Here is a 16,791-nt window from a genome sequence, read left to right as displayed (position 1 = left end):
ATGGCACATGGATGTCATTTCTGCCGGAGGTTGCCAGTGGCTATTCGAGATCAGCAGTTCATCTACCACCTGACAAGCATTGAAAATGTCCCTTCCATCATGCGAAGGGGCTTGCTTCCCAGAGCCCATTTGCAGGCCGGTTTTACCGATATCGCTGATCCTGAAATTATCGAAGGCCGGCGGGATGAGGGGCTGGAACATGTCCCAGTTGCTGCCCTTCTGGGAATTGTCTGCTACAACGAAGCTTTGAAGGGGCGTGTCGACAAGGAGGTTCAGCAACGTCGATTGAATCTCCCTGTGTATGCTCGTCCTGGGTGGTACTTCTAATGATCCACTTTATGCAAGGTAACCTGCTGGAGGCCAAGGCCGAAGCGCTGGTTAACACAGTTAACACCGTAGGGGTGATGGGGAAAGGCATCGCGCTGATGTTCAAGGAGCGTTTTGTCGAGAACTATCGCCAGTATGCTGCTGCCTGCAAAGCGAAAGAGGTAGTTACCGGGAAGATGTTTGTTACTGAAGTGCGTGAGCTGGACGGTCCACGCTGGATTGTGAATTTTCCAACCAAGCGGCATTGGCGCTCACCTTCGCAAATCGGCTGGATCGTCGAGGGCCTTCATGATTTGCGCAACTTCATTATCAATAACCAGGTGGCTTCGATTGCTATCCCTCCACTTGGTGCTGGTAATGGAGGGTTGTCTTGGGCTGCGGTACGAGAACAGATTCAGAGGGTGCTGGGTGATCTGGACGCGGATGTTTTCGTTTTCGAGCCTACGGCAAATTATCAAAACGTTTCCAAGCGCAGTGGTGTTGAGGTTTTGACCCCGGCTCGAGCCTTGATTGCAGAGCTTGTGCGCCGCTATTGGGTGCTGGGGATGGAGTGCAGCTTGCTCGAAGTCCAGAAGCTTGCCTGGTTACTGGAGCGATCAATCGAGCGGTTCACGCCAGGCATCAACCCATTGGAATTGAAGTTTGTCGCTCATAAGTATGGTCCTTACGCCAACCGGCTTGAGCACCTGCTAGATAACCTGGATGGCAGCTATTTACACTGCCGAAAGCGGATCAGCGATGCAGGCCCTCTGGACGTTATCTGGTTTGATGAGGGGCGCAAGTCATTTTTACAGGCGTATCTGAACAGTGAAGCCAAGGCCTATTTGCCGGCGTTGGAGTTCACTGCCGAGTTGATTGATGGTTTCGAGTCTCCGTTTGGTATGGAGCTGCTGGCCACCGTTGATTGGTTATTGCATGAAGATGGTGTTGAGCCGACAGTCCCTGCAGTTCGCGAACACCTGAAAAGTTGGTCAGGAGGGGTAGGTGCCGCTGCTCGAAAAAGCAAACTGTTCGATGACGAGGCACTTGGAATCGCTCTCCAAAAGCTGTCAATGTTTCGATCCGACCCAGCCACCTCGCTTCACTGACCGTCAATGAACAATCAAAAAAAACCGGCGCCCAGGGCGCCGGTTCTTATTTCACGCTAAAAGCACCTCAGAGGCCTTCCAGCATTGCCTTGTTACGCACCGCACCCTTGTCGGCACTGGTGGCCAGCAGGGCATAGGCCTTGAGCGCGGTGGTTACCTTGCGTGGACGGACCTCGGCTGGCTTCCAGCCCTTCTTGTCCTGCTCGACACGGCGTTGCGCCAGCTCTTCATCGCTGACCAGCAGGTTGATCGAGCGGTTAGGGATGTCGATCAGTACCTTGTCGCCGTCGCGCACCAGGCCGATGGCGCCGCCCGCCGCGGCCTCTGGCGAGGCGTGGCCGATCGACAGGCCCGAGGTACCGCCCGAGAAGCGACCGTCGGTGAGCAGGGCGCAGGCCTTGCCCAGGCCTTTGGACTTGAGGTACGAGGTCGGGTAGAGCATTTCTTGCATGCCCGGGCCGCCTTTCGGGCCTTCGTAGCGGATGATGACGATGTCGCCGGCTTTCACCTCGTCGGCGAGGATGCCGCGCACGGCGCTGTCCTGGCTTTCGAAGATCTTCGCGGTGCCCTCGAACACGTGGATCGATTCGTCGACACCGGCGGTTTTGACCACGCAGCCATCCAGTGCGATGTTGCCGTACAGCACGGCCAGGCCGCCCTCTTGCGAGTAGGCGTGTTCAAAGCTGCGGATACAGCCGTTTTCACGGTCGTCGTCGAGGGTTTCCCAACGGGTCGACTGGCTGAATGCGGTCTGGGTCGGGATACCGGCAGGGCCAGCCTTGAAGAAGGTGTGCACGGCTTCGTCATCGGTCTGGGTGATGTCCCATTTGGCGATGGCTTCTTCCATGCTGCGGCTGTGCACGGTCGGCAGGTCGGTGTGCAGCAGGCCGCCACGGGCCAGCGAACCGAGGATGCTGAAGATGCCGCCGGCGCGGTGGACGTCTTCCATGTGGTACTTCTGGATGTTCGGCGCCACTTTGCACAGCTGCGGCACTTTGCGTGACAGGCGGTCGATGTCGCGCAGGTCGAACGCCACTTCGCCTTCCTGTGCTGCTGCCAGCAGGTGCAGGATGGTGTTGGTCGAGCCGCCCATGGCGATGTCCAGCATCATGGCGTTTTCGAACGCTTTGAAGTTGGCGATGCTGCGTGGCAGGACCGACTCGTCATTCTCGCCGTAGTAGCGCTTGCACAGCTCGACGATGGTACGGCCGGCCGTGAGGAACAGCTGCTCGCGGTCGGAGTGGGTGGCCAGGGTCGAACCGTTGCCCGGCAGGGCCAGGCCCAGGGCTTCGGTCAGGCAGTTCATCGAGTTGGCGGTGAACATGCCGGAGCACGAACCACAGGTCGGGCAGGCGCTGCGCTCGTATTCGGCGACTTTCTCGTCGGAGGCCGTGGAGTCGGCCGCGATGACCATGGCATCGACCAGGTCCAGGCCGTGGCTGGCCAGCTTGGTCTTGCCGGCTTCCATCGGGCCGCCGGAAACGAAGATCACCGGGATGTTCAGGCGCAGGGCGGCCATCAGCATGCCGGGGGTGATCTTGTCGCAGTTGGAGATACAGACGATGGCGTCGGCGCAGTGCGCATTGACCATGTATTCCACGGCGTCGGCAATGATTTCGCGGCTTGGCAGCGAGTACAGCATGCCGTCGTGGCCCATGGCGATGCCGTCATCGACCGCGATGGTGTTGAATTCCTTGGCCACGCCACCGGCGCGTTCGATTTCGCGAGCCACCAGCTGGCCCAGGTCCTTCAGGTGCACATGGCCCGGTACGAACTGGGTGAACGAGTTGGCGATGGCGATGATCGGTTTCTTGAAGTCTTCGTCCTTCATCCCGGTGGCGCGCCACAGGGCACGGGCGCCGGCCATGTTGCGGCCTTGGGTGGAAGTCTTGGAACGATAATCAGGCATGAAACACTCCTGGCGGCTTAATCAGGTCACAAATAGGGGAGTGAGCTTCTCTTGTCCTTTGCGCCGCAGGCCGGTTGCCACTGGCACGGATGGGGCCAAGACCGCGCGGGATCGCCGCGTGCTTGACCAGAGCTCATAAACCCGCCGGGGATGACTGGCGATGAATAGGCCGATTCTACACCGCTGGCGCGGTGAGGGAATGCAGATGTGGATGGTTGGCGGGGGGATTGCGGCAGGAAAGGGCCGCTGGGCGGCCCTTTTTGGCAGATATCAGCTGTTTGGCAGTAACCGGCAGGTGATGCTTTTGATGTAGCGGGTTTCGGCGATGGCCGGGTGTACCGGGTGATCCGGGCCCTGACCGCCTCGCTCGAGCAGCTGCATGTTGCGGTCCAGGTGGCGGGCACTGGTCAGCAGGATGTTGTTCAGGTCGTCCTCGGGCAGGTGCATCGAGCACGAGGCGCTGACGAGGATGCCGTCTTTGTTCAACATGCGCATGGCCTGTTCGTTCAGGCGGCGGTAGGCCGCTTCGCCGTTTTTCAGGTCCTTCTTGCGCTTGATGAAGGCAGGTGGGTCGGCAATGATCACGTCGAAGCGTTCTTCGGCCGCCTTGAGCTCTCGCAGGGCTTCGAACACGTCGCCTTCGATGCAGGTCAGCTTCTCGCTGATGCCGTTCAGTGCAGCGTTACGCTCCACGCCGTCCAGGGCAAAGCCCGAGGCATCGACGCAGAACACTTCGCTGGCGCCGAAGGCACCGGCCTGCACGCCCCAGCCGCCGATGTAGCTGAACAGGTCGAGTACACGCTTGCCCTTCACGTACGGTGCCAGGCGGGCGCGGTTCATGCGGTGGTCGTAGAACCAGCCCGCCTTCTGGCCTTCGCGCACCGGAGCTTCGAACTTGACGCCGTTCTCTTCCAGCGGCACCCAGTCCGGCACTTCGCCGTAGACGGTCTCGACATAGCGCTGCAGGCCTTCGGCGTCGCGCGCGGCCGAATCGTTCTTGAACAGGATGCCGCTGGGCTTGAGCACCTGCACCAGTGCGGCGATCACGTCATCCTTGTGCGCTTCCATGGTGGCCGAGGCCAACTGCACCACGAGGATATCGAAGAAACGGTCGACCACCAGGCCTGGGAGCAGGTCGGAGTCACCGTAGACCAGGCGGTAGCACGGCTGCTCGAACAGGCGCTCGCGCAGCGACAGGGCGACGTTCAGGCGGTGTACCAGCAGCGACTTGTCCAGCGGCAGCTTGATGTCGCGTGACAGCAGGCGGGCGCAGATCAGGTTGTTCGGACTCAGCGCGACGATGCCCAGCGGCTTGCCGTTGGCTGCCTCGAGAATGGCCTGCTGGCCCGCCTGGAAGCCTTGCAAAGGGGTCGCGCTGACATCGACTTCGTTGCTGTAGACCCACAGGTGGCCGGCGCGCAGGCGGCGGTCGGCATTGGCTTTGAGGCGAAGGCTGGGCAGGGACATGACGTCGCTCCGGGAAAAAGAGCGGGATTATAGCGTGTCTGCTGTGCTTTCGCCTTTAGAGGTGTGGTAACCGGGGGCGCTTAGAGGGTTAAAATGCCGCGTCCTAAACGAGTGTGCACGTATGTCCCAAGAACTCAGCGCCGAACAGATCCAGCAAGCCTTGCAAGGCATCACCATCCCGCCTCAACCGCAGATCATGGTCGATCTGCAGTTCGAGCAGTACATGCCTGACCCGGACCTGGAAACCATCGCCAAGCTGATTTCCCAGGACCCGGGCCTCTCCGGCGCCTTGCTCAAGCTGGTCAACTCTCCGCACTTCGGCTTGTCGAACAAGATCGGTTCGATCCAGCGTGCGGTGAACCTGCTAGGTAGCCGTTCGATCATCAACCTGATCAACGCCCAGTCGATCAAGGGCGAGATGAGTGACGAGACCATCGTTACCCTCAACCGCTTCTGGGATACCGCCCAGGACGTCGCGATGACCTGCCTGACGCTGGCCAAGCGTACCGGCATACAGGCGGCGGACGAGGCCTATACCCTTGGCCTCTTCCATGACTGTGGCGTGCCGTTGATGCTCAAGCGTTTCCCCGATTACATGGACGTGCTGGAAGAGGCATACGCCAAAGCCGACGAAGAAACACGCGTGGTCGATACCGAAAACCGCACGTTCAACACCAACCATTCAGTGGTCGGCTACTTCACAGCCAAATCCTGGCGCTTGCCCGAGCACCTCAGTGCGGCCATCGCCAACCACCACAATGCCTTGGCCGTGTTCCGCGACGATACCTCGCGCAATACCCAGAGCCAGCTGAAAAACCTGCTGGCGGTGCTGAAGATGGCTGAGCATATCTGCGCGTCCTACCGGGTGCTGGGCAACCAGGCGGTGGACCACGAATGGAATGTGGTGGGCCCCTTGGTGCTCGATTACATTGGATTGTCGGAATACGATTTCGAAAACCTCAAGCAGAACATTCGCGAGTTGGGCGGACACTGACACATGCCGGAATTGCCAGAAGTAGAAACCACCCGACGCGGTATTGCGCCACACCTGGAAGGCCAGCGGGTCAGCCGTGTGGTGGTTCGCGACCGGCGGCTGCGCTGGCCGATTCCGGAAGACCTCGATGTGCGTCTGTCAGGGCAGCGCATCGTCAGCGTGGAGCGACGCGCCAAGTACCTGTTGATCAATGCCGAAGTGGGTACGCTGATCAGCCACTTGGGCATGTCGGGCAACCTGCGGCTGGTCGAGCTGGGCTTGCCGGCGGCCAAGCATGAGCATGTCGACATCGAGCTGGAGTCCGGGCTGATGCTGCGTTACACCGACCCTCGCCGCTTTGGTGCCATGCTGTGGAGCCTGGACCCTCTGAACCATGAGTTACTGCTGCGCCTGGGGCCTGAGCCGCTGACCGACCTGTTCGATGGTGAACGGCTGTTCCAGCTGTCCCGCGGGCGGTCGATGGCGGTCAAGCCGTTCATCATGGACAACGCGGTGGTGGTAGGGGTGGGCAACATCTACGCCACCGAGGCGTTGTTTGCCGCCGGTATCGACCCACGCCGAGAGGCGGGCGGGATTTCCCGGGCGCGCTACCTGAAACTGGCGATCGAGATCAAACGGGTGCTGGCGGCGGCCATCGAGCAGGGCGGTACCACCCTGCGCGACTTTATCGGTGGCGACGGGCAGCCGGGGTACTTCCAGCAGGAACTGTTTGTGTACGGGCGTGGCGGGCAGCCGTGCAAGGTATGCGGCACTGAGTTGCGCGAAGTGAAGCTGGGGCAGAGGGCGAGCGTGTACTGCCCGCGCTGCCAACGATGAAACGTTCGCTGCGAACCTGTTGAAGCGAAACCTAAACTGTGGGAGCAGGCATGCCCGCTCTCACAGGGACCGTGCAGGGAAGGGCAATGATCAGCCCTTGCCAGTGATCCGGCGATACTTGGCCATCAGCTGTTCTTCGGTTTCCGGATGCGCTTCATCCAGCGGGATGCAGTCGACCGGGCAGACCTGCTGGCACTGCGGCTCATCGTAATGGCCTACGCACTGGGTGCACAGGTTAGGGTCGATCACGTAGATCTCTTCGCCTTGGGAGATAGCCTCGTTCGGGCACTCGGGTTCGCAGACGTCGCAATTGATGCAATCGTCGGTGATGATCAGGGACATGGGGACTCCGGCCGGGGCTCACAGCCCGGGCATGTTCAACGCAATGGGCACAATTGTGCCGCATTCGCGCCCGCAGTGCACGCGGGCGCGACAATCAGGCGTCAGGCTTGCTTCTTGAAGCGTTCAGTCAGTGCGTCGGCCACCACCGGGTGGACGAACTTGCTGATATCACCGCCCAGCGCTGCAATCTCCCGGACCAGGGTCGAGGAAATGAACGAATAACGCTCCGACGGCGTCAGGAACAGGCTCTCGACATCAGGGGCCAGTTGCCGGTTCATGTTCGCCAGCTGGAACTCGTACTCGAAGTCGGACACCGCACGCAGGCCACGCAGGAAGACGTTGGCGCCCTGTTCCTTGGCGAAATGCGCCAACAGGGAAGAGAAGCCGATGACTTCGACATTGGGCAGGTGCTTGGTGACCTCACGGGCGAGCTCAACCCGTTGTTCCAGGGGGAACAAAGGGTTTTTCTTGGGGCTGGCCGCCACCGCGATGATCACGTGGTCGAATAGCCGCGAAGCGCGCTCGACCAGATCGCCATGGCCTTTGGTAATGGGGTCGAAAGTACCCGGGTACAACACTCGGTTCATCGCGTCATCCTGGCTGGAGTGCGTTGGGGAGTCGGATGGTAGCGCAGCGACGGCGCCCCGGCCAAGTCATGCGGCCGACTGATGGCACTATAGACAGGGGCCATGTTCGTTGTCATGCGCTGTGTGCCAGGCGGCTGACCAGTGCTTCGCTGAGCCTGGCGCTGATGGCATACACCGACAATTGCGGGTTGGCGCCGATGCTGGTGGGGAACAGTGAACCGTCGTGAATCGACAGGTTTTCCAGCTGGTGATGGCGGCCCAGGCTGTCGCACACCGCGTGGCGCGGGTCTTCGCCGAGGGCGCAGCCGCCCATCACATGGGCGCTGCCCAAGCGCGTGCGGAAGGGCTCCAGGCGCAGTTTGTCGATCATGGTCAGGGCCTGTTCCAGGCTAGAGGCGGCGCTGGCGTCGCTATGCACCGGGGTTACATGGGTGGCGCCAGCGGCAAACTGGACGTGTGCCATGCTGCGGTAGGCGCGCCGCAAGCCGTCCCGCAGGTAGTCGGTGACCGGGTAATCGAGCACAGGTGAACCATCGCCGCGCAGCTCCACGGACCCGCCCTGGCTTTCGGGGTGAAAACCATCGCGTAGCAGCGCCAGCATCACATGGGTATGGGGCAGCTCGGCCATGCGCTGGGCATTCTCGTGGCCTTGCCCGCCCAGCAGGGTGCTGGCCAGGGCCGGGTGCAGTGGCGGCACTTCCAGCTTGTAGCCAACCGGACCGTCTGCGCCGTCTTGCCACTGAAAGTGATCGCTGTAAATCGACTGCGGGGCGCCATAGTAAGGGTCGATACGCTCGCTGAAGCGTGCCGCACTGAAGTTGACCAGGTGCAGGAAGGTTCGCTTGCCCAGGCGACCATGCGGGTCGGGCGCGGCAGAGCGCAGCAGCAGGGCCGGGCTGTTGATACCGCCACCGGCCAGGAGGTAATGGCGTGCCTGCACGCTGACCTGCCTGCCGGTAGGGTGTATGCCCTGGGCGTCCAGGGCCTGGCATGTCAGGCTCTGAATGCGTTCGCCGTTGTGAGCGAAGCGCTCGGCCCGCGCCAGATACAGCAGTTCGCCGCCTTGCTCGAGGGTGGCAGGTATACGGGTCACCAGCATCGATTGTTTGGCATTCACCGGGCAGCCCATGCCGCAGTAGCCCAGGTTCCAGCAGCCGCGCACATTGCGCGGGATCACCCCCCAGCGGTAACCCAGCTGTTCGCAGCCCCGGCGCAGCACATCGTTGTTGGCATTCGGCGGCAAGGCCCAAGGGCTGATGCCCAGTTCCTGCTCCATGCGCTCGAACCAGGGGCGCAGTTCATCCTCGCCCAAACCGTTCACGCCATGGACCGAGGCCCAGTGCGCCAGGGTTTGCGGCGGGGTACGAAAGCTTGAGGTCCAGTTCACCAGCGTGGTGCCGCCCACGGCGCGGCCCTGCAGGATGGTAATGGCGCCATCCTTGCTCATGCGCCCCAGCCCTTCCTGGTACAGGCTGGCGTAGGCTTCGCTCTCCAGCAGGTGGAAATCGCTGCTGGTCTTCAGTGGGCCTTCTTCGATCAGCAGTACCTTGAAACCGGCAGCGCTGAGCATCTGCGCACTGGTGGCGCCGCCGGCACCACTGCCGATCACGGCAATGTCGGCCTCCAGAAACAGGTCGTGCTCCAGGCGCGAGGCGTCGTGGGTGATCCAGCCGCGTTCGAGGCCTTGGCGAAACGGGTCGGGGACAGGCATTGGCGATGCTCTTGTTGTTTTCAGATTTTCGGTGGGCCCGGGTAACCGCAGTCTGCCCAGGATTCGGGGCGTTCGTACCAGGCCATTTGCAGCAGTTGCAGCAACGAGGCGTGCCCCATGCGTAGCAGGTTCAGCGAGCTGTCCTGCCAGCGTTGCAGGAACGCCGTGACCTGCGTGGCGCCAGCTTGGCCCCAGCTGCCCCAGACGCCGGTCAGCGGGCCGCGAGTCAGCGGCAGGCTGAGCACGTCGAACAATTGCCGGGTGAGCTTGAGCATTTCCGGCGACAACGACGCCAGCTTGTTGTCGAGGCTGCGCAACACCGGCGCATCGGTGGCCTGTGTACCGGCCAGGACCACCGGGATCAGCGCACGCAGCAGGGGCAGGTCGTCGTCACGAAGTACCTGATAGCCGGTCGCGGCGGTTTGCACGCTGCACCCCACCAGGCTGGCACCCGCCAGAAAAGCACTGGCGCCGAGGCTGAAACGCAGCAGGTCGCGGCGGTGCATGGTGCGATCCTCAGCGGATGAACAGTTTGTAGACCAGGCGCTGCAAGGCTTTGCCATAAGGCGGGTAGATCAGCCGTGCGGCGTTGAAGCGTTGTTTGGCAAGTACCGCCTTGGCCTTGCTGAAGGTGAGGAAGCCGTCATGACCATGGTAGTGGCCCATGCCTGAAGGGCCGATGCCGCCGAAGGGCAGATCGTCCTGGGCAACATGCAGCAAGGTATCGTTCAGGCACACACCGCCGGAGTGGGTGTGACGCAGCACATGCTCCTGGGTGCGGCGGTCATAGCCAAAGAAGTACAGCGCCAATGGGTGTGGGCGCTGGTTGATGTAGGCCAAGGCCTGATCGATGCCGTCATAAGGCACTAACGGCAATAGCGGGCCGAAGATTTCGTCCTGCATCACCTGCATGCTGTCGTTCACGTCCAGCAGCAGGTGTGGTGGCAGGCGCCGGCCCTGAGGGGCTTCGCCTGGGTACAAGTCGAGTACTTGCGCGCCTTTGGCGCGAGCATCGTCCAGCAGGTGCTGCAAGCGCTGCAACTGGCGCGGGTTGATGATGGCGGTGTAGTCGGGGTTGTCGGCAATACGCGGGTACAGGCGGTGCACGGCGCGCTGGTAGGCGTCGCTGAAGGCGGGCAGCCGTTCGCGCGGCACCAGTACGTAGTCGGGGGCGACGCAGGTTTGGCCGGCGTTGAGGGTCTTGCCGAAGGCGATGCGCTCGGCGGCGCTGTCCAGCGGCACATCGTCAGAAACAATAGCGGGGGATTTGCCACCCAGCTCCAGGGTGACCGGGGTCAGGTTGTGCGCGGCAGCCTGCATCACCTGGCGGCCCACGCTGGTTGCACCAGTGAACAGCAGGTGGTCGAAGGGCAGGCGGGCGAAGGCCTGGCCCACCTCGACCTCACCGAGCACAACGCTGACCAGGTCTGTGGGGAACACACGCTCGAGCAGTTGCTGCAGGGCCAGGCCCGTCGCGGGCGTGGCCTCGCTAAGCTTGAGCATGACCCGGTTGCCGGCGGCCAGGGCGCAGGTCAACGGGCCGATGGCGAGGAACAACGGGTAGTTCCACGGCACGATGACGCCGACCACGCCCAAGGGTTGATAGCGCACCTGTGCGCTGGCCGGCTGGAACGCCAGGCCGACGCGGCGTCGGCGGCTGCGCATCCAGCGTTGCAAGTGCTTTTCGGCGTGGCGCAGGCCTTGCACCGACGGTAGCAGTTCGGCCAGCAAGGTCTCGTCGGCGCTGCGCCCGGCAAAATCCTGGCTGATGGCTTCGATCAGTTCTGCCTGGCTGCTCAGCAAGGCTTCACGCAGGCTCTTCAGCCACTGGCGCCGCTGCGCCGCTGGTGGCAGCGGGTTACCGGCAAAGGCCAGGCGCTGGGCCGCGAACGTCGTCGCGAGGTCGAGGTCGAATTGCACAGGGGGCAAGGCACTGGGCGAGTTCATGGTGATGTCGAGTCCGGGCCGGGGTTGCCTAGAGCCTATACTCTAATTTGGACCATGGTGCGAATTTTTACATGCCGTTCAACGGTGCATTCCATCTGTAATACGCCGTAAGATAAACCTTTGATGAAGGCCCGCAGACTGGGAGCGAGCATGGCCCCGCGCATGAAGACCCGAGAGCGCATCGTGCAGAACAGCCTGGAGCTGTTCAACCAGCAGGGCGAACGCAGCGTCAGTACCAACCACATTGCCGCGCACATGGAAATCTCGCCCGGCAACCTGTATTACCACTTCCCCAACAAGCAGGCGATCATTGCCCTCTTGTTCAGCCAGTACGAAGCGCTGGTGGACAGTTTTCTGCGCCCGCCGCAGGGCCGCGCGGCAACCGTGGAAGACAAGCGCTTCTACCTCAAGGCCTTGCTGGCGGCGATGTGGAACTACCGCTTCCTGCACCGTGACCTGGAGCATCTGCTGGACAGCGATGCCGAACTGGCCGCCCGTTACCGGCGTTTTTCCGAGCGCTGCCTGCGCCAGGGCCAGGCGATCTACCGCGGCTTCGTCGAGGCTGGCATCCTGGCCATGGTGCCGGCGCAGATCGAGTCACTGACCATCAACGCCTGGATCGTGCTGACATCATGGGTACGTTTTCTCAGCACCACGCGTGAACATTCTGCGCACTTGGGTGAAGAAGCCTTCAAGCGCGGCGTCTATCAGGTGCTGGTGCTGGAGCTCGGTTTCGTCACCGACAATGCCCGTACTGCCGTAGAAGCGCTGTGTCAGGAATTCCATGTACCGTTCAACCAGGCCCTGGAGCTCTAGCCCAGGGCTCTTGTGCCATCGATCAGGAGATTGTCATGCCCCTTGCGCAATTGATCACCCCGCAGCAGTTGGCCGAGCGTCTGGGCTCGCCCAAGTTGGTGATCCTCGACTGCCGCTTTGCCCTCGAGGATGTGGACTATGGCCAGCGCAGCTATGCCCTGGGGCATATTGAGGGGGCGCATTTTGCCGACCTGGACCGGGATCTCAGCGGTCCGGTGAGCAAGGGGCGCACCGGGCGCCACCCATTGCCCGATCCGCAGCGGCTGGTCGAGCGCCTGCGAGAGTGGGGCCTGAACAACGACAGCGAGGTGGTGCTGTACGACGACGGCCCCGGCGCCTTTGCCGCCCGCGCCTGGTGGCTACTGGTCTGGCTGGGCAAGCGCAGTGGTGTGGCGATTCTCGACGGTGGCCTGAAGGCCTGGCACGCAGCGAGCCTGCCGTTGAGCCTGGACCCTCCACCCAAACGTGAGGGCACTTTCAGTGGTGAACCTGACGCGAAGCTGCTGATCGATGCCGACCATCTGGGCAAGCGCCTTGGTAGTGCAGATCTGACCTTGATCGATGCGCGTGCCTTGCCGCGTTTTCGTGGTGAAGTGGAACCGATCGACCCGGTGGCGGGGCATATTCCCGGTGCCCAGTGTGCGGCGTTTACCGACAACCTGGGGGATGACGGGCGTTTTCTGCCGGCGGATGAGCTAAAGCAGCGTTTTGCCGAAAAGCTGGCTGGACGGGCGCCGGAGCAGTTGGTGTCTTATTGTGGGTCTGGGGTAACCGCTTGCCATAACCTGTTTGCGCTGGCGCTGGCGGGGTACCCGCTGGGCAAGCTGTATGCGGGGTCGTGGAGTGAGTGGATCAACAACCCGCAGCATGCGGTGGCCACCGGCGAGTAAGCAGACCGGGTTGAACCCCCGCGGTGGGTGGCACCGGCAATGCCGGTGTTCGCGGGCATGCCCGCTCCCACAGGGGGCGCGCAGCCTTTACCAATTCGCGGGCTAGCTACCGTCCACCAGCCACTGCGGAATCCGTCGTTCCAAGTAGTACCCCGGATTTCGCAGGCTACCATCGACAAATCCCACATGCCCACCGCGGTCATGCAGTTCGAAGCGGGTTTGTGGTGATAGTTCACGGGCCGTCGGCAGGCTGTGGCTGGACACGAACGGGTCATCGCTGGAATGGATGATCAGCGTAGGTGTGCGGTTCTGGCCAAGGAAGAAGTGGCTGGATGAGCGGCGATAGTAGTCGTGCGCATCGCGAAAGCCATTGAGCGGTGCAGTGACTTTACCGTCGAAGTCCCAGAATGTGCGCAAATTGGTGAGTTGGCCCAGGCGTTCCAGTGTCGCCAGCTGTTCATGCTGGCCCCGGGCGTGGAAGTGCCGCTGCTTGAGCTGAACATACGCCAGCATCTCGCGCATGAAATGCGCCTGATACACCTTGGAGAACCCTTGGCCGATACGGTCGGCACAGTGGTCCAGGCGAAAGGGCACCGAAACTGCAGCCGCTGCCTCCAGTTGGCTGGCGACGCCGCTCTCTCCCAGGTATTTCAACAGTACATTGCCACCCAGCGAATAACCCACTGCATACAGCGGCGCCAGCGGGCGCTGGGCGCGAAGATGGCTGACAATTTCCGCCAGGTCTTCGCTGGCGCCGGAATGGTAGCTGCGCGGCAACAGGTTGGGCTCGCCTGAACAACCCCGCCAGTTCACGGCCACACTGGCCCAGCCGCGATCTTGCAGCGCTTGCTGCAAGCCTTTCACGTAGGGCGAGTGAGACGAGCCGGTCAGCCCATGCAGCACGATGACCAGTGGCGCATGGGGTTGGTGCGGGCCATGCCAGTCCAGGTCGATGAAGTCGCCGTCGGCCAGCCACAGCCGCTCTCGGTCACGCTGCAGCTCAGGCAGCTTGCGCCAGAGCGGCCCCCACAGGGTCTGCAGGTGGGGATTGGACAGGCCGATGGCCGGACGGAATGTGGCGTTGTGGCTGGGCATGCTGGGTGGCTCATGATGTGCCCTGCTAGCTTGCCATGAAACAGCGCCACAGTACCTGCGCTATTGGTCGGGGGCTGGCAGCGGCTGTTGCTGAACGCCTGGTCCGACACTGACAAGTACCTTGTGGCTCAGGGCCAGCCGGCGCTGCATGACGGCTCGGACATCTGCCGGGGTAAGTTCGGCAATACGGGCGCTGTACGTGTCGAGATGATCGGCAGGTTGCCGCTGATGGGTTACTTCCGTCAGCAGTGTTGCGAGTTGCCTGTTCTGCGCGATCCCTCGCAGCAACTGCCCTTCCAGCTGTTTGCGTGCCAGTTGCAGCTCCAGCTGGGTGGGCCCTTCGTCGATGAACGCCTGCAGCAGGGTTTCTACCAGTGCCTGCGTGCCCTGCACATGCTGGGGCGCAACCTCCCATTCCACGGTGAACAGGCCGCCTGCACTCAATGGCAATACATGCGTGTGCACGCCGTAGGTCAGGCCGCGTCGTTGGCGCAACTCCACCATCAAGCGCGACTCGAGGCCCTCTCCCAGAACAGCGCTTGCCAAGGCCAGGGCCAGAAACTCCGGATCGTTGGCGGGTACGTTCATTGGCAGTGCCAGCAGGATCGCACTGCTGGCGCCAGCCTGCTCGACGGCTATCGTCGCGCTGGGAGCTGATGGGGCCGCCGGTAGTTCAGTGGCCGACCAGCCTTGCGGCAGGGCCTGGCTGATCTGTTGTGAGATGGCTTGGGCTTGTCCAGGCGAAAGGTCGCCTACCACGACCATCTCAAGGTTGCTGGCGCTGTAGGCGCGTTGGTGGAATGCCCGCAAGTCCTCAGGGGTAATGGCCTCGATACCTTGAGCGGTGCTGCCCAGAGGGTTGCCGTAAGGATGCCCGTTGAACAGGTGGCGGAAGACTTCGCTACGTGCTCTGAGGATGGGTAGCCGCTCGCGCGATGCATGGTTTTGCAGCAACTGGCGCTTGATCCTGGTCAGGGCCATTGGATGGAAGACAGGGTGGGCCACGAGGTCGGTGAACACCGCCAAGGCCGGGTCGAGCAGAGAAGGGGGGCTAAGGCTGCGAAGGCGCAGCGTCGCATGTTCCAGACGTACTTGTTTTTCCATGACCGCCCCCAGGCGCTCCAGGTGCTCAGCCTGCTGGGCAGCCGTGTAGGCTTGGCTACCCTCATCGAGCATGGAGAGCGTCAAGGCTGCCAGGCCAGGGTACAGAGTGTCCTGCGTGGTGCCGGCCTTGAACCGTAGTATCACGTCAACGATTGGCAGTTCCCGTGCTTCAACGAATTTGACGTCCGTGCCCGCAGTCGTCTTCCACGCTTGAACCTGTGTATGGATGGTTTCGAACTGGTCCAGGTCAAGTCCCTGGGCAGAGAGCAGCCCGCCGTAGAGGTTGTTGGCTCCGGCAGGCTGTTGCAGGGTCGTTGAGTCAGTCATGAGCGCTTTCCTTGTGGTGCGTGAACGTGAAGGCTGCACGGGAATGGGTGAGGAATTCATAGGCAGCCAGGCCTACCTGCTCGGCTGTCACGGTCTCGATGGCCTGTTGTTCTTCCTCGAGCGAAATAACCGGCAAGCCACAGGCGGCCTGTTTACCCATGGTTTGGGCCTGCTCGGCAATGTCGTCCCGTTCGAACAGCAGCCTGGCCAGCAGACGAGCCTTGGCACGTTGCAGGTGTTCCTTGGCTGGCGCCGACTGGCGAAACGCTTCGATCTCCTGCACCAGTCGTTCGGCGGCGGTCTGCGGGGTTACGTTTGGGCTGCAGAACGCGTAAAGGGTCAGCAAGCTGTCACCGCGCTGCCAGGGTTCATAGGTCGCTTTGATGTATTGCAGGATTGGTTCTTCCAGCAGCAGCCTGCGCTGGAGGATGCTGCTGTAGCCGTTGGCAAGCAGATCGGGAAGCAGACGCAGCGCGTAGGCCTGCCTGGCAGACTGCGCGGTACGCTGGCTGGGTAGTTTGAAGCTTATGATCACGCCGTTGTGCAAGCCTGGCAGGCGCAGCGTCTGAAAACGCCGGCCCTGGGAGGAGGGCCCTGTGGGTAAGGGCCGCATCGGCAAGCGATGGGCGGGGATCGCCGCAAAGTGGCGCGTCACCAAGGTTTGTAGTTGTAGCAGGCTGATGTCGCCGGCCACGGCGAGGGTGGCATTGTTGGGGTGGTACCAGGTCTTGTACCAGGTACGCGCTGCGGCTGGAGTGAGGCTCTCCAGATCTGACATGTGGCCAATGACAGGCGTGCCATGGCCACTATTGCCGTAAGCCAGCAAGTCGTGATGCTCCAGCGCCAATGCCCAAGGGTTGTTGTCCACTGCCTCGCGTCGCTCAGCCATGACCACTGCCAGTTCCCGAGCAAAGGGCGTATCGCCGAGGGTGGCACTGGCCATGACATCAGCCATGGCCTCCAGGGCAATTTCCAGGTGGCGGGTTGGCAAGGTGAGCGGAAATACCGTGGCATCCGCATAGGTGAATGCATTCGGGTCGCCGCCCAAGCGGGTCATGAGGGTTGAGTACTGGCCAGGCGCCAGTTTGCTGCTGCCCTCGAACAGTAGATGCTCCAAGGCATGGGACAGGCCGGTGTGGCCTTCAGGTTCGTAGCTGGAGCCTACGTGGTACCACAGCTGCACGCTGACCAGTGGCGCACGGTGGTCTTCACGCAGGCAGACGTGCAGGCCGTTGGCGAGGGTAAAAGAACCTTTCGAGGCTGCCATTAGCGGCGGGGAGGGGTGTTCGGCCATGGTTGAACTGCTCCTTCAGGAAATGAAGGTGCAGCTTCAACCATGGCGCAGGTGGGGTGCGGTAACTAAGTACACCC

General features: G+C 62.1%; 16 protein-coding genes. 6 read left to right on the top strand and 10 right to left on the bottom strand.

Translation table 11 applies throughout. The annotated features are described in order from the left end of the window. Nucleotides 1–36: 36 nt before the first annotated feature. Both LU682_RS27880 and darG read left to right on the top strand, forming a co-directional pair. Nucleotides 37–327 (top strand): DarT ssDNA thymidine ADP-ribosyltransferase family protein, encoded by a 291-nt coding sequence (locus tag LU682_RS27880; RefSeq protein ID WP_049588314.1) that lies wholly within the window; start codon nt 37–39, stop codon nt 325–327. Then, on the top strand, nt 327–1,415 hold the full coding sequence (gene darG / locus LU682_RS27875) for a type II toxin-antitoxin system antitoxin DNA ADP-ribosyl glycohydrolase DarG (RefSeq protein ID WP_010955665.1): 1,089 nt from the start codon (nt 327–329) through the stop codon (nt 1,413–1,415). Before LU682_RS27880 ends, darG begins: the two co-directional genes overlap by 1 nt. A 67-nt stretch (nt 1,416–1,482) precedes the next feature. Here the strand turns inward: darG and ilvD are convergent, their stop codons facing one another. Together ilvD and LU682_RS27865 are read right to left on the bottom strand one after the other, a co-directional pair. Next, nucleotides 1,483–3,324, bottom strand: a complete 1,842-nt coding sequence (gene ilvD, locus LU682_RS27870; protein WP_010955664.1) for a dihydroxy-acid dehydratase — start codon at nt 3,322–3,324, stop codon at nt 1,483–1,485. A 270-nt stretch (nt 3,325–3,594) separates the two neighbouring features. Then, nucleotides 3,595–4,791 carry a class I SAM-dependent rRNA methyltransferase gene (locus tag LU682_RS27865; protein WP_232914926.1) on the bottom strand — a complete coding sequence of 399 codons (1,197 nt, stop codon included), beginning with the start codon at nt 4,789–4,791 and terminating at the stop codon, nt 3,595–3,597. Between the two features lie 175 nt (nt 4,792–4,966). Here LU682_RS27865 and LU682_RS27860 point away from each other — a divergent pair, with 175 nt between their 5' ends. Both LU682_RS27860 and mutM read left to right on the top strand, forming a co-directional pair. Further along, entirely contained in the window at nt 4,967–5,785 is an 819-nt protein-coding gene (locus LU682_RS27860; RefSeq protein ID WP_172835041.1) for an HDOD domain-containing protein, read from the top strand. A gap of 3 nt (nt 5,786–5,788) precedes the next feature. After that, on the top strand, nt 5,789–6,601 hold the full coding sequence (gene mutM, locus LU682_RS27855; protein ID WP_010955661.1) for a bifunctional DNA-formamidopyrimidine glycosylase/DNA-(apurinic or apyrimidinic site) lyase: 813 nt from the start codon (nt 5,789–5,791) through the stop codon (nt 6,599–6,601). A 90-nt stretch (nt 6,602–6,691) separates the two neighbouring features. On the opposite strand, the gene LU682_RS27850 is transcribed toward mutM, so the two are convergent. The 5 genes from LU682_RS27850 to LU682_RS27830 form a co-directional block, all read right to left on the bottom strand. Beyond that, a complete protein-coding gene (locus tag LU682_RS27850; protein ID WP_003249063.1) occupies nt 6,692–6,943 on the bottom strand; it encodes a YfhL family 4Fe-4S dicluster ferredoxin in 252 nt (83 codons plus the stop codon). Between the two features lie 101 nt (nt 6,944–7,044). Then, nucleotides 7,045–7,530: a pantetheine-phosphate adenylyltransferase gene (gene coaD, locus LU682_RS27845; RefSeq protein WP_010955660.1), complete on the bottom strand. Its 486-nt coding sequence runs from the start codon at nt 7,528–7,530 to the stop codon at nt 7,045–7,047. 112 nt (nt 7,531–7,642) lie between these two features. Continuing rightward, on the bottom strand, nt 7,643–9,241 hold the full coding sequence (locus LU682_RS27840) for a GMC family oxidoreductase (RefSeq protein WP_010955659.1): 1,599 nt from the start codon (nt 9,239–9,241) through the stop codon (nt 7,643–7,645). 20 nt (nt 9,242–9,261) lie between these two features. Further along, on the bottom strand, nt 9,262–9,747 hold the full coding sequence (locus LU682_RS27835; protein ID WP_010955658.1) for a hypothetical protein: 486 nt from the start codon (nt 9,745–9,747) through the stop codon (nt 9,262–9,264). A 10-nt stretch (nt 9,748–9,757) separates the two neighbouring features. Beyond that, on the bottom strand, nt 9,758–11,188 hold the full coding sequence (locus LU682_RS27830; RefSeq protein WP_010955657.1) for a coniferyl aldehyde dehydrogenase: 1,431 nt from the start codon (nt 11,186–11,188) through the stop codon (nt 9,758–9,760). Nucleotides 11,189–11,338: 150 nt separating this feature from the next. On the opposite strand from LU682_RS27830, the gene LU682_RS27825 reads away from it, so the two are divergent. Both LU682_RS27825 and LU682_RS27820 read left to right on the top strand, forming a co-directional pair. Further along, the gene (locus LU682_RS27825) at nt 11,339–12,004 is read left to right on the top strand and encodes a TetR/AcrR family transcriptional regulator (protein ID WP_010955656.1); all 666 of its coding nucleotides are present in this window, start codon (nt 11,339–11,341) and stop codon (nt 12,002–12,004) included. A gap of 35 nt (nt 12,005–12,039) precedes the next feature. Continuing rightward, the gene (locus LU682_RS27820; RefSeq protein WP_010955655.1) at nt 12,040–12,894 is read left to right on the top strand and encodes a sulfurtransferase; all 855 of its coding nucleotides are present in this window, start codon (nt 12,040–12,042) and stop codon (nt 12,892–12,894) included. 102 nt (nt 12,895–12,996) lie between these two features. Here the strand turns inward: LU682_RS27820 and LU682_RS27815 are convergent, their stop codons facing one another. The 3 genes from LU682_RS27815 to LU682_RS27805 are packed head-to-tail and all read right to left on the bottom strand — an operon-like array spanning nt 12,997 to nt 16,714. Then, a complete protein-coding gene (locus LU682_RS27815) occupies nt 12,997–13,989 on the bottom strand; it encodes a hydrolase (RefSeq protein ID WP_010955654.1) in 993 nt (330 codons plus the stop codon). Between the two features lie 60 nt (nt 13,990–14,049). Then, on the bottom strand, nt 14,050–15,420 hold the full coding sequence (locus LU682_RS27810) for a M16 family metallopeptidase (RefSeq protein ID WP_010955653.1): 1,371 nt from the start codon (nt 15,418–15,420) through the stop codon (nt 14,050–14,052). Continuing rightward, the gene (locus LU682_RS27805; protein WP_010955652.1) at nt 15,413–16,714 is read right to left on the bottom strand and encodes a M16 family metallopeptidase; all 1,302 of its coding nucleotides are present in this window, start codon (nt 16,712–16,714) and stop codon (nt 15,413–15,415) included. The genes LU682_RS27810 and LU682_RS27805 overlap by 8 nt, the downstream gene beginning before the upstream one ends. Nucleotides 16,715–16,791: the final 77 nt, after the last annotated feature.

It is taken from the genome of Pseudomonas alloputida (assembly GCF_021283545.2).
Classification (GTDB): domain Bacteria; phylum Pseudomonadota; class Gammaproteobacteria; order Pseudomonadales; family Pseudomonadaceae; genus Aquipseudomonas; species Aquipseudomonas alloputida.
The sequence above is the reverse complement of the archived record's forward strand: the minus strand, read 5'-3'. Positions and strand labels throughout refer to the sequence as shown.

Coding starts and splice junctions, on each gene's coding strand:
- darG (WP_010955665.1), top strand. CDS start 327: ATGATCCACTTTATGCAAGGTAACCTGCTGGAGGCCAAGGCCGAAGCG.
- ilvD (WP_010955664.1), bottom strand. CDS start 3,324: ATGCCTGATTATCGTTCCAAGACTTCCACCCAAGGCCGCAACATGGCC.
- LU682_RS27865 (WP_232914926.1), bottom strand. CDS start 4,791: ATGTCCCTGCCCAGCCTTCGCCTCAAAGCCAATGCCGACCGCCGCCTG.
- mutM (WP_010955661.1), top strand. CDS start 5,789: ATGCCGGAATTGCCAGAAGTAGAAACCACCCGACGCGGTATTGCGCCA.
- LU682_RS27850 (WP_003249063.1), bottom strand. CDS start 6,943: ATGTCCCTGATCATCACCGACGATTGCATCAATTGCGACGTCTGCGAA.
- coaD (WP_010955660.1), bottom strand. CDS start 7,530: ATGAACCGAGTGTTGTACCCGGGTACTTTCGACCCCATTACCAAAGGC.
- LU682_RS27840 (WP_010955659.1), bottom strand. CDS start 9,241: ATGCCTGTCCCCGACCCGTTTCGCCAAGGCCTCGAACGCGGCTGGATC.
- LU682_RS27835 (WP_010955658.1), bottom strand. CDS start 9,747: ATGCACCGCCGCGACCTGCTGCGTTTCAGCCTCGGCGCCAGTGCTTTT.
- LU682_RS27830 (WP_010955657.1), bottom strand. CDS start 11,188: ATGAACTCGCCCAGTGCCTTGCCCCCTGTGCAATTCGACCTCGACCTC.
- LU682_RS27825 (WP_010955656.1), top strand. CDS start 11,339: ATGGCCCCGCGCATGAAGACCCGAGAGCGCATCGTGCAGAACAGCCTG.
- LU682_RS27820 (WP_010955655.1), top strand. CDS start 12,040: ATGCCCCTTGCGCAATTGATCACCCCGCAGCAGTTGGCCGAGCGTCTG.
- LU682_RS27815 (WP_010955654.1), bottom strand. CDS start 13,989: ATGCCCAGCCACAACGCCACATTCCGTCCGGCCATCGGCCTGTCCAAT.
- LU682_RS27810 (WP_010955653.1), bottom strand. CDS start 15,420: ATGACTGACTCAACGACCCTGCAACAGCCTGCCGGAGCCAACAACCTC.
- LU682_RS27805 (WP_010955652.1), bottom strand. CDS start 16,714: ATGGCCGAACACCCCTCCCCGCCGCTAATGGCAGCCTCGAAAGGTTCT.